The organism is Serratia sp. CY71090, from assembly GCF_052166845.1.
Classification (GTDB): domain Bacteria; phylum Pseudomonadota; class Gammaproteobacteria; order Enterobacterales; family Enterobacteriaceae; genus Serratia; species Serratia nematodiphila.
On record NZ_JBJNOA010000016.1, the window covers coordinates 101,446 to 116,545 of the forward strand.

Annotated in this window: 15 protein-coding genes; 6 read left to right on the forward strand and 9 right to left on the reverse strand. The window is 56.6% G+C overall.

Annotation, left to right across the window (positions count from 1 at the left end; all coding sequences use genetic code 11):
- Nucleotides 1-39: 39 nt before the first annotated feature.
- On the reverse strand, nt 40-3,093 hold the full coding sequence (locus ACJ8OK_RS23240) for a DUF4214 domain-containing protein (RefSeq protein WP_442531114.1): 3,054 nt from the start codon (nt 3,091-3,093) through the stop codon (nt 40-42).
- A gap of 283 nt (nt 3,094-3,376) precedes the next feature.
- Between ACJ8OK_RS23240 and pdxY the strand changes: the two genes are divergently transcribed.
- Nucleotides 3,377-4,237 carry a pyridoxal kinase PdxY gene (gene pdxY / locus ACJ8OK_RS23245; protein WP_318161179.1) on the forward strand — a complete coding sequence of 287 codons (861 nt, stop codon included), beginning with the start codon at nt 3,377-3,379 and terminating at the stop codon, nt 4,235-4,237.
- A gap of 39 nt (nt 4,238-4,276) precedes the next feature.
- Here pdxY and gstA read toward each other — a convergent pair whose 3' ends face one another.
- The 4 genes from gstA to ACJ8OK_RS23265 form a co-directional block, all read right to left on the reverse strand.
- Nucleotides 4,277-4,882 carry a glutathione transferase GstA gene (gene gstA, locus ACJ8OK_RS23250; protein WP_025302671.1) on the reverse strand — a complete coding sequence of 202 codons (606 nt, stop codon included), beginning with the start codon at nt 4,880-4,882 and terminating at the stop codon, nt 4,277-4,279.
- A 92-nt stretch (nt 4,883-4,974) separates the two neighbouring features.
- On the reverse strand, nt 4,975-5,859 hold the full coding sequence (gene dapA, locus ACJ8OK_RS23255) for a 4-hydroxy-tetrahydrodipicolinate synthase (protein ID WP_048323255.1): 885 nt from the start codon (nt 5,857-5,859) through the stop codon (nt 4,975-4,977).
- Nucleotides 5,860-6,215: 356 nt separating this feature from the next.
- A complete protein-coding gene (locus ACJ8OK_RS23260) occupies nt 6,216-6,479 on the reverse strand; it encodes a DUF3811 domain-containing protein (protein WP_019455965.1) in 264 nt (87 codons plus the stop codon).
- Nucleotides 6,480-6,574: 95 nt separating this feature from the next.
- A complete protein-coding gene (locus ACJ8OK_RS23265; protein WP_004938376.1) occupies nt 6,575-7,270 on the reverse strand; it encodes an HD domain-containing protein in 696 nt (231 codons plus the stop codon).
- A gap of 201 nt (nt 7,271-7,471) precedes the next feature.
- On the opposite strand from ACJ8OK_RS23265, the gene ACJ8OK_RS23270 reads away from it, so the two are divergent.
- Complete coding sequence (locus ACJ8OK_RS23270) at nt 7,472-7,864, forward strand: nuclear transport factor 2 family protein (RefSeq protein ID WP_004938379.1); 393 nt, start codon at nt 7,472-7,474, stop codon at nt 7,862-7,864.
- On the opposite strand, the gene ACJ8OK_RS23275 is transcribed toward ACJ8OK_RS23270, so the two are convergent.
- Complete coding sequence (locus ACJ8OK_RS23275) at nt 7,861-8,130, reverse strand: hypothetical protein (protein ID WP_004938382.1); 270 nt, start codon at nt 8,128-8,130, stop codon at nt 7,861-7,863. The genes ACJ8OK_RS23270 and ACJ8OK_RS23275 overlap by 4 nt on opposite strands.
- Nucleotides 8,131-8,406: 276 nt before the next feature.
- Between ACJ8OK_RS23275 and ACJ8OK_RS23280 the strand changes: the two genes are divergently transcribed.
- On the forward strand, nt 8,407-8,787 hold the full coding sequence (locus ACJ8OK_RS23280; protein WP_015377744.1) for a nuclear transport factor 2 family protein: 381 nt from the start codon (nt 8,407-8,409) through the stop codon (nt 8,785-8,787).
- Nucleotides 8,788-8,794: 7 nt separating this feature from the next.
- Here the strand turns inward: ACJ8OK_RS23280 and ACJ8OK_RS23285 are convergent, their stop codons facing one another.
- The gene (locus tag ACJ8OK_RS23285; protein WP_028128181.1) at nt 8,795-9,175 is read right to left on the reverse strand and encodes a RidA family protein; all 381 of its coding nucleotides are present in this window, start codon (nt 9,173-9,175) and stop codon (nt 8,795-8,797) included.
- 190 nt (nt 9,176-9,365) lie between these two features.
- On the opposite strand from ACJ8OK_RS23285, the gene ACJ8OK_RS23290 reads away from it, so the two are divergent.
- On the forward strand, nt 9,366-10,211 hold the full coding sequence (locus tag ACJ8OK_RS23290) for an aminoglycoside phosphotransferase family protein (protein WP_370456260.1): 846 nt from the start codon (nt 9,366-9,368) through the stop codon (nt 10,209-10,211).
- Here ACJ8OK_RS23290 and ACJ8OK_RS23295 read toward each other — a convergent pair.
- Together ACJ8OK_RS23295 and ACJ8OK_RS23300 are read right to left on the reverse strand one after the other, a co-directional pair.
- Nucleotides 10,176-10,679, reverse strand: a complete 504-nt coding sequence (locus ACJ8OK_RS23295) for a cupin domain-containing protein (protein ID WP_004938395.1) — start codon at nt 10,677-10,679, stop codon at nt 10,176-10,178. The two genes, ACJ8OK_RS23290 and ACJ8OK_RS23295, sit on opposite strands and share 36 nt — an antisense overlap.
- Before the next feature lie 100 nt (nt 10,680-10,779).
- Nucleotides 10,780-11,967: a benzoate/H(+) symporter BenE family transporter gene (locus ACJ8OK_RS23300; protein WP_004938398.1), complete on the reverse strand. Its 1,188-nt coding sequence runs from the start codon at nt 11,965-11,967 to the stop codon at nt 10,780-10,782.
- 115 nt (nt 11,968-12,082) lie between these two features.
- Between ACJ8OK_RS23300 and ACJ8OK_RS23305 the strand changes: the two genes are divergently transcribed.
- Together ACJ8OK_RS23305 and ACJ8OK_RS23310 are read left to right on the forward strand one after the other, a co-directional pair.
- Complete coding sequence (locus ACJ8OK_RS23305; RefSeq protein ID WP_048323259.1) at nt 12,083-12,646, forward strand: helix-turn-helix domain-containing protein; 564 nt, start codon at nt 12,083-12,085, stop codon at nt 12,644-12,646.
- A gap of 194 nt (nt 12,647-12,840) precedes the next feature.
- Nucleotides 12,841-14,934 carry a prolyl oligopeptidase family serine peptidase gene (locus tag ACJ8OK_RS23310; RefSeq protein ID WP_135638162.1) on the forward strand — a complete coding sequence of 698 codons (2,094 nt, stop codon included), beginning with the start codon at nt 12,841-12,843 and terminating at the stop codon, nt 14,932-14,934.
- The last annotated feature ends 166 nt before the right edge of the window (nt 14,935-15,100 follow it).

Genomic DNA, 15,100 nt, shown 5'->3' on the forward strand with positions numbered 1-15,100 from the left:
TCCCATATGAATGGCCCGAAATATTTCCGGGCCATTTTTTTAAGCAAAATAGTCCGGCGCAAAACCGTTAAGATCAATTGTAGGAGCTTGATAATGAAGAGTATTTGCTAATGAATAGATATTTTCATTTGCGATAGAAAAAACAGTATCATTTTCGTCGAATTTCTGATTGTGGTTTTTGTCGATAATAACATAGATGTTGTCACCCATTCCCACTGCGCCCACCTCAGCTAAACTATTTTCACTGGCACCTTTGGTGATTTTTGACATTGCCTTGGCTAAAACATCAAACGCACGATCAGTGTTATTTATTGCCAATGAATTAAATAACGTATTAATTTGATTAGGTTGACTAATGTTACCATAAATTTCAATGTTACCTTTTTCATTCGGCCCAAAATTCCACTTTCTATCAGCTGACCCAGCATGTATTTGATCGTAACTGTATCTATTTAAGGTGACCAAATCCTCTATATTACTATTTTCGAAGGATACGTTTCGCACGCCAGTTGTTGAGTTTCCAATGATTGTATTGCCATGTACCGTAAAGTTACCGCCGTTGAAGGTTTCTATATCCAATAAGTTACCAAAAAGACTGCTAATGACATGCTCGTAAGGGGATATGTTGTTTAGAGAAGACAGAAGCGAATAGAAAGCGCCACCACCACTACCACCTTTCTCGAGGAAAAGATCAATGACGGCATTGTGGCGTGGATCATTTTCAGGTAATTCTATGGATTGCAGCGTATCACTAAAATCCTCTTTAATGGTTAGGTATAGTCGTGTACTGGCGGTAACTGTGATATTTGATATATTGTTATCGCTTCCCCCGAGTGAAATTGTATTTATTGTGTTTCCACTTGACTCTAATTTCAGGATTTCTTGTGTCGTTTTATCTTGACTAATTATATTTATTTCTCCTGCATTAATCCATCCGCCATTATTAGCGCCTATGTTGATTTTGAAAGCATCATCGACGAGGTGTTTTGCCATTTCAAGCGTCAATTTACTGCTAGCAGAGGCATCCCCATTTATCGTAAGCATACTGGACCAACTGGTATTAATTACCTTTACATCATCAGCCATACCGGACAAGATTAATCCCGAAGAGCCAGTGGCTTTACCTCCATCGGTAGGTGTTTTCGGTAGTTCACCTTGAGCCAGAATCTTTATTGGCTGAGGATAAGTGCCATAGACCTTGGCAGTTTGGTTTAATAGACCGAAATCAAAAATATTTTTCCCCTCGGTTGAGATTAACTCACCGTTAAGATAGATGTTTCCTGTACCACGATAACCACCAAGTTCTATACCGCCAAAATACAAAAACTGATTTATATTACTTATAATTTCGGCGTCATATCCATTGCCGCCGTTAGATGTCAAGTATACGTTTTTGCTGATAAAATTAGCAGAAATACTGCTCTGCGAAGAAGAAGACTTGGCTAAAAACGTTGCCAGAAACTCTTTATCGATAGCGTTTGCTCCCCCTGCAATACTATTGCCATTCCATAGCAATCGAGTGAGTTCGTTTCCACTGAGACTCATATTTATTTTCGAGTCGGCAATATTGAGTTGATCGGCTATCAATCGGCTACTGGCAAGTTCGGTGAGCTCAATGATATTGTCTGCATTTAACAGATTGTTTTTGTTGAGGTAAAGAGTTATCGATCTTCCACTCAATGAGTTAATAACAATGGCATTGGCGGCGTAATCGCCTTGTAATGTTAAGTTTTTTAATGATTTTGCAAATCTAAGATCGATTGCGCTGGCATAATTAACATCCAGAGAAGCAGAGTTAAGGACGCCAATTTCGGCATGTGATAATCTATGAATGCTCCCTGAGTTAATATCGCCAATCAATGCGCCGTCTCGATCCAGTGTGATTTTTCCATTCTCCTGGTAACCTAATTTTTCGCCTATCTGTTGTTCAAGTGTGGCAATGTCTTTGGTTAGCGGGAGAGGGCCATCATTCAATGGTGATTTCCCATTGCGATATGCCTCTATAATATTTAATGTCGCCTGTAAGGCGTTGTTCTCCGCTTGTTGCAATATAACGTTTTTTTGCTCATTAGTTAAAGCTTGGCCATATAGTTTGATATAAAGTGAACTAAAATCTGAGGCGGAACTAAAATGTGAGGTAGACTGCGTAAGAAGTGTCAATAATGCTAGTTCAGATTTTCCACTGTCTAACATTCTACTAAAACTGTCAAGTCCTCTGGCATCTAATCCGGTAGTTGTCGTCAGTAATTGGAATAATACCGCTACATTTTCTTGCATCTTTAATGGCGTGAATTCTCCAGAGCCATAGACGTGCGTGGCTTTTAGAAAGTTTTGTTTGGCAATACTGTTATCTACATCATTGCGAACGTCGGTCATTAAACGGATGATGACGTCGCCTCGTGTTTCGCTATTGTTATTTAGACCTGAGGTGTATTTAGCTACGATTGTAGTATCGGGGGTTAAGTCGTAAATGCACTTGTATATTCTCTTGACGAATTCGTCATTATTCAATGAAAGCAACCATGCTCGTGATTCTACAAAGTTATTAGCGACATAATTAACACTAACCCGTCCATCCGCAATAGCCTTGCTCCAATAATTGACGCCATCAGCATTAAATAGACTGCCAATAGTATAATAAATCCCTTGTACGTCAGCTGCAGCACTAGTAGCCGAGGTCGCTGGTGTTGGATATAGCGTAGCGTTAATAGTCCCGAACATGTGTTTTTGCTGAGCTGTTGTAGTGGGGTCGTTGCCGATGTAATGACGAGTGTCGTTGATTAAGTTACTGACTAACTGACCTAAAGAGAGTCCCGCGTTGACTTGATTGACTAACAAGTCCAACTTGGTCGGTGAAGGAGATTGGCCGGTCGCATTATGATAGATATATTCTACTTTTTGCACAGTAGTTAAGCCGTTATAGCGAAGATGGCCACTGGGAGAGTCAATAAGCTGGTTAGCCAAATATACATTGTCGTATAACGCTTTCTCGATTTGCCTTGTAAAGTATGTCAATTCTTGGTTGTCTGCATATCGGCCCATGATTGCATAGAAAATAATGGCTGTATCTTGTTGTAATGAAATGAAATTCATTTTTCCTCCCCAAATGCAAGACTCAGTTAACTTTAAGTACAGCCAAGAATGACAAAAAAGCAAATCGGTTGTTTTGAGTGCACATACGCCGTTGGTACGGTTACCTGTAGGATATGCGCTTTTTTTGCCGATGTGTTTTCGCTACAATATGCCGCCGTCGAAAGCATAAAAATTCCTCTTATTTCTTGTTTTTAACAGCGCCGGCATGACGTTTTCGCGTTGTGCACCCATTATCATTTCGCCGCGGGCTGATGCACACGGCATGGCGAGGTCAGTTGTTCCGATGAAAAACATTCTTTCTATCCAGTCGCACGTGGTGTTTGGTCACGCCGGCAACAGTGCGGCTGAATTTCCGATGCGCCGCATGGGCGTCAACGTCTGGCCGCTGAACACGGTACAGTTCTCCAACCATACGCAATACGGCCGGTGGACCGGCTGCGTCATGCCGGCCAATCACCTGACCGAGATCGCGCAGGGCATCGCCAATATCGATCAACTGAAGCGCTGTGATGCGGTGTTGAGTGGCTATATCGGTTCGCCGGAGCAGGGCGACCATATTCTGGAGATCGTGCGCCAGGTTAAGCAGGCGAACCCGAATGCCTGGTATTTCTGCGATCCGGTGATGGGACATCCGGAAAAAGGCTGCATCGTGGCGCCGGGCGTGGCCGAGTTTCACTGCCGCCAGGCGTTGCCGTGCAGCGACATGATGGCGCCGAACCTGCTGGAGTTGGAGATGCTGAGCCAGATGGCCGTCGCCAACGTGGCCGATGCGGTGCAGGCCGCCCGCGCGCTGATCGCCAAAGGGCCGCGGCTGGTGCTGGTCAAGCATTTGGCCCGGGCCGGCTATCACGCCGACTGTTTTGAAATGCTGCTGGTGACGGCGGACGAAGCCTGGCACATCAGCCGGCCGCTGGTGGACTTCGGGGCGCGTCAGCCGGTCGGCGTCGGCGATTTGACCAGTGGTCTGCTGCTGGTGGATCTGCTGAAGGGCGAGGCGCTGGATAAAGCGCTGGAGCACGTGACCGCCGCCGTGTATGAGGTGATGCTGACCACGCAGGCGATGGGAGAATACGAGCTGCAAGTAGTGGCGGCGCAGGATCGGATCGTGCAACCGCGCAGCGAATTCAAAGCGGTAAAACTGTAAGCGGCATCGGGCCCCGGCGAGAGCCGCCGGGGCTGAACCTTACTTCAATCCTTCGGCGTTCAGCGCTGCATCTACCGCCGGGCGTGCCGCAACGCGATCGAACCAGGCCGCCAGATGGGCGTGCTTGCGCACATCGAACTGCAGGGCGAATGCCCAGCGCAGCACGGTGAACAGGTAGGCGTCGGCCACGCTGAAACGGCTTCCCAACAGGAAGTGCTGCTTCGCCAGTACCGAATCCAGATAGCTGAACTGCTGCTCCAGCCTGGCGCGCGCGATGGTTTTATATTCCTCGGGCGTTTTCGGGTTGAACAGCGGGCTGAATCCTTTGTGCAGCTCGGTGGCAATGTAGTTCAGCCATTCGATCGCGTGATAGCGCGACAGGGTGCCCGCTGCCGGGATTAGGTTGCGATCCGGCACACGGTCCGCCAGATATTGCACGATCGCCACGCCTTCGGTCAGCAGGCTGCCGTCATCCAGCAGCAGCGCCGGGACCTGTCCCTTGGGGTTGATGGCGAGGTAATCGGCGCCGCTCTCGGTTTTCTTCTGCGCCAGATCGACCTTCTCCGCCGTAAAATCCAGCCCTGCCTCACGCAGCACGATATGCGGGGACAGCGAACAGGCGCCGGCTTTATAGAACAGTTTCATCGGAAGCTCCTTGTTGATGACGAATGACGGGCATGCTTAACCTCTCATCGTAGTCCCATAGCACCAAAATTACAGCGGCTTAGCTAACAAATTTAACCGACGATCGCCTCGGCGGGCTGCAGCTGCGCCAGCGTCGCGGCGATCTGCTGCTGCAGCGCCGGCGGCGCCACCTGCATCGGCGAACGCAACTCGTTGGCGATCAGCCCCTGCTGGGTCAGCACCGTCTTGACCGGCGCCGGATTCGGGAAGCTGAACATCTGGTGGATCATCGGCAGCAGCTCATAGAAGTTGCTGCGCGCCGCAGCCAGATCGCCGGCGGCGACCTGCTGCACCAGCTGGACGAAACGTTCCGGGTGAACATGCGCGGCGGCGGAGATGGCGCCGGTGCCGCCGAGGCACAGCGTGGTGAGGATCAGATTGTCTTCTCCGGTCATCACATCGATTTCGCCATCGGCGATCAGCGCCATGGTGGTGTCAGGGTTGCCGCCGCAGTCCTTGATGGCGGTGATGCGCGGATGGCGTGCGAGCCGGCGCAGCGTGGCCAGCTCCATGACGATGCCGGTGCGCTGCGGAATGTTATACAGGATCACCGGCACGGTGGAGGCGTCGGCCAACTGGGTAAAATAGTCGATCAGGCCGCATTGCGAAGGGCGGATATAGTAAGGCGCCGGGATCAGCACGCCGGCGATGTCGCGCAGCTGAATGGCCTGCTGCATTTGCAGCGTGGCGGCCATGTTATTGCCGGAAAGGCCCATTACCACCTGGCGTGCAGGCGCCACTTCCAATACGGCGTCGAGCACCGCCAGCTGTTCTTCTTTGCTCAGCGCGGCGGCTTCACCGGTGGAGCCGCAGACCACCAGACCATCGATGCCGGCGTCGAGCAGGTGCCGCGCCAGGCGTTGCACCGCCGGCAGATCGACGGCATCGTGATTGAAAGGGGTAACCATCGCCACCCAAATACCCGAAAATGAGGCCATAAAATATTCCTTCTGTGTGACCGACAGAGAAGCCAGATGAGAAAATTGAAGGCGGGGCGTTGCGTGCCATCCAGTCAGCTCATCTGACGGGACAGCGCGCCCCGGTCAAATGAGCGTCTGTTTCTTCGATGTAACCGCCGCCAAACCGCCAAGGGGCAACGCAGGCGTCATCAGAATATCAGCGTTGCGTGGGTAGGCCATGGCAGTCTCGCGAAAAGGGGAAGTGGGGTGATAATGAATATTCTTCATCAGGCTGTCAATTTACAACAGATTGATAACATTGTTATTCATGATTCGCCGGTGAGGATGAGTTTGGCTAATAAATAAAAATCCCCGCCGCGGCGGGGAGGGTTGGCTCAGCGCGGCGGGCGGGAGCCGATGGTGGCAGACCAACTGAAAGTGTCGCCACTTGGCCGGTAGCGGTTGGCTTTGCGTTCTGCACGCTCCGCCTTGGCGAGCTTCGCTCTGGCGGCCATGATGCGCGCCACCGCCTCATCCTTGACCTTGTGCTGTTCGGCGTTGGTCAGCGGCCTGCCATGGCTTTTACGCGCCTTGTCCAATTCGGTTTTCACTTCCCGCTGTTCGCTTTCCGTCATCTCTTTCAACGTCAACTTTTTCATCTGTGCCGCCCGTTCGGTGAAGTTGACTTACAGTTTAGCGGCGTTATATGACCGAAAATGTTATGGGCATAACGAAAATGCCCCGTAGGCCGGCATTACACCTCTTCCAGCAGATCGTCGACAAAGCGCCGCATGCGTTCGGTGCGCTGTTCGGCCATCTGCCGCCCGGCGGCGGTCTGGAAGCCGTCTTGCAGCTTGAACAGTTTGGTTTCGAAGTGGTCGAGGCAGAAACGCTTGTCGTCGTATTGGCGATGTTCAGCCCGCGGATCGGCGGCGTCATACAGCGCGCTGCGCATGCGGCCGCCGATATAGAAGCAGCGCGCCACGCCGATAAGGCCGATAGCGTCGAGGCGATCGGCATCCTGCAGGATCTTCGCCTCCAGCGTTTGTGGCGGGATGCCGGCGGAAAAACTGTGCGCTTCAATGGCGTGAGCCACCGCCGCGATGTCCGCCGGCGCCCATTCCAGCCGGGCCAGCGTCAGCGTGGCTTGCTCCGCCGCCATGCGCGAGGCCAGATGGCGCTGCGGCGAATTCTTTTCCACCGCGACGGCGTCGTGCAGCAGCACCGCCGCGCAGAGAATGCGCCGGTCGCCGCCTTCCAGCTTACTGATCCGACGGCAGTTCTTCCAGACCCGGTGCAGGTGCGCGACGTCATGCGAACCGTCGTCCGACTCGAGGGTGAGCGGCAGCAACGTTTGTGCCAGCGCCTGGTAAGGGGAGAAAGGTTGTAACAGCTCTTGCGTCAGCGAGGGTAAAGACACGTTCAGCTCCTGTTGGGGGAAATCGGTCAATCAGCATAGCCGTGCCGGATGCCGGGAGGATGACAGTAAAACGGCTATTGTTTACTAAAGTGCAACCCACTATTGTCATAACTGCGGTTTTTGCAGCGAAACAAGCAACCTAGAATAGCCGAATTCCGCCGTCTCCGCTTGGTGAGAGCCTGTGTCCGCGGGGATGGCCGGAATATCCTCATCAGCCATGGGAGAAGAGACATGCCAACCCCTCTTGAAATAGTGCGCGCAACCTATGAAGGCAGCTCCGAAGAAAACGGCCGTAATCTGCTGGCGGCGCTGGCCCCCGATGCCGAGTGGACCGAAGCCGCCGGTTTCCCTTACGCCGGTACCTATATCGGCCCGGAGAACATCATCAAGAACGTGCATCAGCGCCTGGGCAGCGAATGGCAAGGTTACCGCGCCGACGTCGATCACTTTTACGACGCCGGCGACAATGTGATCGCTCAGGGTTTTTATCACGGCACTTACCGGGCCACCGGCAAATCCTTCAGCGCCTCTTTTGCGCATATTTATACGCTGCGCGCCGGCAAAATCGTGAAGTTCGTGCAGATCGTCGACAGTGCTAAAGTGCTGGAGGCGATGCAGCCTTAATCGCCGCTGCGCTTGCCGAATTTGCGATCAAACTCGCGCCGGTAACCCCGGGCCTTGTTGCGATCGCGGATCCACAAATAGCCGCACACCAGCGCAACCGCTCCCGAGAAGGTGACGTTGCGCATATCCCGGTCATACCAAAACACCAACAGCGCATCCAGCGCCGCAATCAGCGCGATCCATTTGTACATATGGGATTGGCGCCGCGTGGCGGCGTTGAGTCGTTTTAACTGTCTGGCTTCGTCCAACACCGGTTTTTGCTGCATAGCGTTTCGTTATCGTCAGGCTGTTCACGCTAAATTAGCAGAATTTCCCTCACCGTCGCAAAGATTAACGCGCGGCGTCATGCGGTTTTCACCGCCCCTGGCGCGGCGCAGAAAATTTATGCGTGGGCGCTTGAATTGTTCATTGGGCGTGATAGGTTATTTATTCGCTATTTTTGGGTTTTTATTCAGATCTCGCCGTGTCATCAAGCTGCAGCACTGGGCGGTTAACGTGATGGGTTCGACGCATGCGGCGGTTAATTTCGGCAGGAGGATGTGATGAACGATAAAACGGCACGCCCGCAGGATGTGGTTCAACAACAGCTTGACGCCTATAACGCCCGCGACATCGAGGCCTTTATGGCCTGCTGGGCGGACGACGCCCAGTATTACGAGCATCCAGACACGCTGCTGGCCAGCGGCAAGGCGGCGATCCGTGAACGGCATCTGGTGCGTTTCCAGGAGCCGAGTCTGTATGGCGAACGGATAAAACGCATGGCGGTAGGCAATATGGTGGTCGATCAGGAAGTGGTGACGCGCAATTTCCCGCAGGGGCGCGGCAAAATGGATGTCATCGCCATCTATGAAGTGGAACAGGGGCGGATCGCCAAAGCCTGGTTCAAGATCGGCCCCTGCGTGCCGGATGAGGGCGCGCTCTAGCCGCGCATTACTGCAACGCCATCACCGCCTCTATTTCCACACACACCGCGGGTGAGAACAACGCGCTGACCGCCATCAGTGAACAGGCCGGCAGCGCGCCATCGAAATAGTCAAACAGCACCGGGCGCACGCCCGCCAGATCGGCGATGTCGGTCAGGAACACGCTGATTTTAATCAATGCCTTGAGGTTGACGCCTTCGCTGGCGGCAATGGTGGCCAGCTGTTCGAGGATCTCCTGCGTTTGCTCCGGCGCGCTCAACCCCTGAGCGTCGGTGGCGAAGGCCGTCAATCCGGAAACGTATAAGCGATCGCCGTGGCGCACCGCATGCACATAGGGGCCGCCCGGCGTCGGCAACTGCGGATAATTCGTGCGTTTTAATGATGTCATGGTCAAACCCCGCGCAAGACCGGTTAATAAAATCGACAAACTTGGTTAGGATACTGAAGAAACGGCGGCCAGGCGCCGCGCACCGATGATATTTGAGAGTATCATCCCTCTTTATTTTATACGTCGTCTTCACCCGAATGTGACAGTGCGGCGCAGCTCGGCCACAAGGACGCATGAGACGATGAACCCGATTTTTACTCCCTACCTGCAACGCTGGCAACTGGAACAGGATGGCAAAGCCTTCGAAACCCACAGCAGTCTGCTGATGCCGGTGCGTTACCGGGGCGAGGCCGCCATGTTGAAGATCGCCCGCGAGCAGGAGGAGCGCTTCGGTGGCCGGCTCATGTGCTGGTGGCGCGGGGAAGGCGCCGCGCTGGTGCTGGCGTGGCACGACGACGGCATTCTGCTGGAGCGCGCGCAGGGCGAAGGTTCGTTGGCGCAGCTGGTGCGTGATGGCGACGATGAGCAGGCCACGCAGATCCTGTGCCGGGCGATCGCCGCCTTGCATGCGCCGCGAGAGGCACCGCTGCCCGAATTGATCCCGCTGCAGGAGTGGTTCAGCTCGCTGTGGCCGGCGGCGCAGGCGCACGGCGGCATGCTGCGTCTCAGCGCCACAACGGCGGCGGAATTGCTCAGCAGCCCGCGAGAAGAAAGCGTGCTGCACGGCGACATCCACCATGACAATGTGCTCGACTTTGGCGAACGCGGCTGGCTGGCGATCGACCCCAAGCGTTTGTACGGTGAACGGGGTTTCGATTACGCCAATATCTTCTGCAATCCCAACTATGGTATCGCCACCGATCCAGCCATTTTCCAGCGCCGCGTGGAACAGGTGTGCCGGTTGGCCGGGTTGGATCGCCGGCGCTTGCTGCAATGGATCCTGGCCTGGTCGGGGCTCTCCGCCGCCTGGTTCATGGAAGACGGGCAGGCGGCTGACATTGACTTTCGCGTGGCCGAACTGGCGGCGCGCGCGTTGGATATCCCGTTGCCGGACGGCGATTCAGGGTTCATCCTGCCAGTAATCGAGCGAGGTTGAAGGGCGCTGCAGGTAGCGCACCTGCTCGCCGTCTGCGCTGCGCGCCATCGCCTGGTATTTGCCGGAATCCGGGTACATCACCAGTTCCGGCTGTTCGCGCGTGCTGACGGACAGGTACTTCAGCGGCGCATCGGAAGTGTTGATGATCTGGTGCGGGTATTCCGGGCCCGGCGGAATGAAAATGACATCCCCGCTGACGATCGGCAGCATTTCTCCTGCCACCCGCAGCGTACCGCTGCCTTCCAGAATGATGAACATTTCCTCCTGAGCGTAGTGAAAATGGTAGGGGCAGGAACGCATGCCCGGCGCCACACAATCGAAAGAGGCGCCCAGCTTGTCGGCGGCGGTGCCGGTGCCGAGACGGGCGCCGACGCTGTCATACAACGGCGGCCGCCGGTCATGTTTCATCTCTACCTGTTCGACATTGCGTATCAGGCGCTGAGCCAACAGCGCGGCTTTCTCAGTCATAAGCTTCCTTGGTGACGGCGTCACTTATTAGGTGAATTGACAGTCAAACGACAGAGAAAGTGAAGGCGCCACGGCGTCGCTTGTCAATGTAGACCGCCCGTTACGCCTCGGAGGTTCGCCGCGGCAGCGACAGCAGCAGATGAGCGATGGCGCCGCCGACAATGCCCCAGAATGCAGAACCGATGCCGAGCAGCGTGACGCCGGAGGCGGTGATGAGGAAGGCGATCAGCGCCGCGTCGCGCTGTTTTTCATCATGCAGCGCGCGCTGCAGGCTGCCGCCGATGGTGCCGAGCAACGCCAGCCCGGCGATGGTGTGGATCAAGGCGACCGGCAACGCGCTGAACAGCAGGCCGATGGCGCCGCCGAACAACCCGGCCAGCAGGTAAAAGCCGCCGGCGGCCACCGCGCCCATATAGCGCCGCTGCGGATCGGGATGCACGTCCGGCCCCATGCAAATGGCGGCGGTAATGGCGGCGATGCACACCGAGAAACCGCCGAATGGCGCCAGCAGCAGCGCGGTCAGCGCCGTCCAGGCGATCAGCGGTGAGGTGGGGACACGGTAACCCGCCGCCTGCAGCGTAGCGATCCCGGGAGCGTTCTGTGAAGCCATGGTCACCACGAAGAAAGGCACGCCGATGCCGAGCAGCGTCGGCCAGCTGAAATGCGGCGCGATAAATTCCGGCACGGCGAACGCCGGCGTCTGTTGCGTTAGCTGGATATCGCCCTGCAGCGCGGCGATCGCCAGCCCAATCGCCAGCGTCAATACGATGGCGTAGCGCGGCAGGTAACGGCGGCTGAGCAGATAGGTCAGCCCCATACCGGCGCTGAGGAGGAAATTGAGCTGCAGCGAAGCGAAGGCGTCCAGCCCGAAACGCAGCAGGATCCCCGCCAGCATCGCGGCGGAAATCGCCTGCGGAATATAATCCATCAGGCGAGCGAACAGCCCGGTGACGCCGCAGAGCAGGATCAGACCGGAAGCGAAGATAAACACCCCGATCGCCTCGTTGATCGGCGTGCCGGGCAGGCTGGTGACCAGCAGCGCCGCGCCGGGCGTCGACCAGGCGGTGAGGATCGGGGTGCGATAGTAAAGCGACAGCCCGAGGGAAGTGACGCCCATTGCGATCCCAAGCGTGCTCAGCCAGCCGCCGATCTGCGCCGGCGTAGCGCCCGCGGCGGCGGCGGCCTGGAAAATGATGGCGGCAGAGCTGGTGTAACCGACCAGAACGGCGACAAAGCCGGCCATGACGGCGGGCAGGGTCAGATGACGCAGGGTGACGGCAGGGCGCATGAGCAGCTCCAATCGGTGGTTGTGCGTTATAACGCACGGCAAGAAATCAGCATAGCATCGTGCGCTATAGCGCACAAGCGGGTATAATCTGGCTCGACACGCAGAGGAGAACTGGATGCAGGAACTTGCCGGCCATTTGGCGCACACCCTTCGCACGCTGCGCGCACAGCGCGGCTGGAGCCTGACGCAGGCGGCGGAATTCACCGGCGTCAGCAAGGCGATGCTCGGGCAGATTGAACGCGGCGAGTCCAGCCCGACGGTGGCGACGCTGTGGAAGATCGCCACCGGTTTCAACGTGGCGTTTTCCGCCTTTCTTGAGGCCTCACCCGCCCAGCAGCAGGCGACGCTGCACCGCTATGGCGATCTGCCGGTGTACGATCAGGACAACGCCGACATGCGCGTGGTGCCGCTGTTTCCCTACGATCGCCAGCTGGGTTTCGATATGTTCGTCATCGATCTCGCGCCGGGTGCGCTCAGCGAATCGTCGCCGCATGAGCCGGGCGTGATCGAGCATGTGATCGTGATCAGCGGCCGGTTGGAATTGGCGATAGACGGCGCGTGGCACAGCCTGGCGGCCGGCGAGGCGATGCGCTTTCAGGCCGATCGGCCGCATGCCTACCGCAACGCCGGTTCACAAACGGTGCGTATCCACGATCTGATCCACTATCCTCAATCCTGACTCAACGCGGCGGCCGTGGGCTTTGACTCCGCGCTGCCAAACGCCTACCTTGTTGAAAATGACTCTTATTTCACAGGCTGTCGCCCATGACGGGGCGGCGTTGTAGCCGACTCAAAAGGAGCTTGATTTTGCCGGTCACCAATCGACGTCAGTTCATTAAACTCAGTGCGCAAACCGCAGGAGCCGTATTCGCGATGACTTCATTACCCAACAGTATCCGCCTGGCGATGGCGGCGGAGGGCGGCGCGGCCGCCGGCGATGAATTCCTGTGGCTGGAAGAGCTGCAGGGTAAAAAAGCGCTGCAATGGGTGCAGCAGGAAAATCAGCGCACCGTGGCACGTTTCGGTCAGGGCGAAGACTTTCAGCGCATTGAGCGCGAAGTCCTGGATATCCTCAATAAAGACACCCAGATCCCGTGGGTGAGCAAACGCGGCGAGTACTATTACAACTTCTGGCAGGATCAGGCCAACCCGCGAGGCCTGCTGCGGCGCACCACGCTGGACGAGTACCGCAAGGCCAAACCGGCCTGGGAGACGGTGCTGGATATCGATGCGTTGGGCAAAGCGGAGGGCAAGGATTGGGTTTATCAGGGCTCGCAACCGCTGGCGCCGGAATACCGTTATTGCCTGATGCAGCTGTCGCCGGACGGCGGTGACGCCACCGAAATCCGCGAATTCGATCTGGTTGCCAAACGTTTCGTCAAAGACGGTTTCAACGTGCCGGTGGCGAAAAGCCGGGTTTCCTGGGTCGATCGGGACACGCTGTTCATCGCCACCGATTTCGGCCCCGGCTCGATGACCCAGTCCGGCTATGCGCGCATCGCCAAACGCTGGCGGCGCGGCACGCCGCTGAGCGCCGCCGAAACGCTGTACGAAGCGCAGCCCGAGGATATGGCGGTCTTCGCCTATCACGATCGCACGCCGGGCTTTGAGCGCGATTTCGTCGGCCGCAGCCTGGACTTCTATCGCCGTGACTATTTCTTGCTGGCTCAGGATGGTCGGCAGAAAAAAATCGACATCCCGGCCGACGCCGAGCTGGACACGCATCGGGAATGGCTGCTGATCAAACCGAGCAGCGACTGGGAAGTGGGCGGCAAGCGTTATCCGTCCGGCGCGCTGCTGGCGGCCAACTTCGATGACTATCTGGCGGGCAAGCGCGAGCTGCAGCTGCTGTTTACCCCGACCGCCGAGCAGGCGCTGAGCGGCTACAGCGGCACCCGCGATCATCTGATCCTCAGCATCATGGATAACGTGGTCAACCGGCTGGAGGTGCTGACGCCGCAGGGCGGCAGCTGGCAACGTCGCCCGCTGGGCAACCCCGGCGCCATCAGCACCCTTTCCGCCGGCGGCATCGACGAAGAGAGCAACGCCTATTTCCTGACCGTCAGCGGGTTCCTGCAGCCGACCTCGCTGTATATGGGCAATCTCGACGGCGGTGAGGCGACGCTGTTGAAACAGGCGCCGCAGGACTTTGACGCCGCCGGCTATCAGGTCAGCCAGCATTTCGCGCGCTCCAAGGACGGCACCCGCGTGCCGTATTTCCAGATCGCCGCCAAAGATCTCAAGCTGGACGGCAGCACGCCGACGCTGCTGTATGGCTACGGCGGGTTTGAAGTGCCGCTGTTGCCGGGCTATCTCGGCGGCAAGGCGCCGGCCTGGCTGGAGCGCGGCGGGGTGTACGTGGTGGCCAACATCCGCGGCGGCGGCGAATATGGCCCGGCCTGGCATCAGGCGGCGCTCAAGCAGAACCGCCATCGCGCCTATGAGGATTTCGCCGCCGTGGCCGAAGATCTCATCGCACGCAAGGTGACCTCGGCGCCGCATCTGGGGGCGCGCGGCGGCAGCAACGGCGGCCTGCTGGTGGGCAATATGCTGACGCTGTATCCGCAGCTGTTCGGCTGCATCGTCTGCGAAGTGCCGCTGCTGGACATGCAGCGCTATACCCAGCTTTCCGCCGGCGCGTCGTGGATCGCCGAATACGGCGATCCGAGCAAGCCGGAGGAGTGGGCCTACATCAAGACCTTCTCGCCATACCACAACATTCAGGCGCAGACGGCCTACCCGTCGGTGCTGTTCTATACCGCGACCAGCGACGATCGGGTCAACCCGGCCCATGCCCGCAAAATGGCGGCGCGCATGCAGGCGATGGGGTATCAGCAGGCCTATTTCTATGAAAATACCGAAGGCGGGCACAGCGCCGCCGCCGACAAGCAGCAGGCGGCGTTCCACAGCGCACTGGTAAGCGAATTCATGTGGGCCAACCTGAGCGGCAAACCCAAGTCAGCGTAAACCTTTTTCTTGCGGCATAAAAAAACACCGGGGCGTTAACCCCGGTGTTTTTATTGTAAGCCTTAAACCACCTCCTAAGGAGGTGGTGATTGAACCTGTGAGGCTCTAGCCTGAAGGAAACCCATGCCGGAATATTCCAGCTTACTCACCACAAGTAAGAAGGAAA

What these genes read in the sequence shown, in the direction of transcription:
- ACJ8OK_RS23300 (WP_004938398.1), bottom strand. Translation starts at nt 11,967, where the DNA reads ATGCGCCCTGCCGTCACCCTGCGTCATCTGACCCTGCCCGCCGTCATG.
- ACJ8OK_RS23270 (WP_004938379.1), top strand. Translation starts at nt 7,472, where the DNA reads ATGCCAACCCCTCTTGAAATAGTGCGCGCAACCTATGAAGGCAGCTCC.
- pdxY (WP_318161179.1), top strand. Translation starts at nt 3,377, where the DNA reads ATGAAAAACATTCTTTCTATCCAGTCGCACGTGGTGTTTGGTCACGCC.
- ACJ8OK_RS23240 (WP_442531114.1), bottom strand. Translation starts at nt 3,093, where the DNA reads ATGAATTTCATTTCATTACAACAAGATACAGCCATTATTTTCTATGCA.
- ACJ8OK_RS23260 (WP_019455965.1), bottom strand. Translation starts at nt 6,479, where the DNA reads ATGAAAAAGTTGACGTTGAAAGAGATGACGGAAAGCGAACAGCGGGAA.
- dapA (WP_048323255.1), bottom strand. Translation starts at nt 5,859, where the DNA reads ATGGCCTCATTTTCGGGTATTTGGGTGGCGATGGTTACCCCTTTCAAT.
- ACJ8OK_RS23285 (WP_028128181.1), bottom strand. Translation starts at nt 9,175, where the DNA reads ATGACATCATTAAAACGCACGAATTATCCGCAGTTGCCGACGCCGGGC.
- ACJ8OK_RS23310 (WP_135638162.1), top strand. Translation starts at nt 12,841, where the DNA reads ATGACTTCATTACCCAACAGTATCCGCCTGGCGATGGCGGCGGAGGGC.
- ACJ8OK_RS23305 (WP_048323259.1), top strand. Translation starts at nt 12,083, where the DNA reads ATGCAGGAACTTGCCGGCCATTTGGCGCACACCCTTCGCACGCTGCGC.
- ACJ8OK_RS23275 (WP_004938382.1), bottom strand. Translation starts at nt 8,130, where the DNA reads ATGCAGCAAAAACCGGTGTTGGACGAAGCCAGACAGTTAAAACGACTC.
- ACJ8OK_RS23280 (WP_015377744.1), top strand. Translation starts at nt 8,407, where the DNA reads ATGAACGATAAAACGGCACGCCCGCAGGATGTGGTTCAACAACAGCTT.
- ACJ8OK_RS23295 (WP_004938395.1), bottom strand. Translation starts at nt 10,679, where the DNA reads ATGACTGAGAAAGCCGCGCTGTTGGCTCAGCGCCTGATACGCAATGTC.
- gstA (WP_025302671.1), bottom strand. Translation starts at nt 4,882, where the DNA reads ATGAAACTGTTCTATAAAGCCGGCGCCTGTTCGCTGTCCCCGCATATC.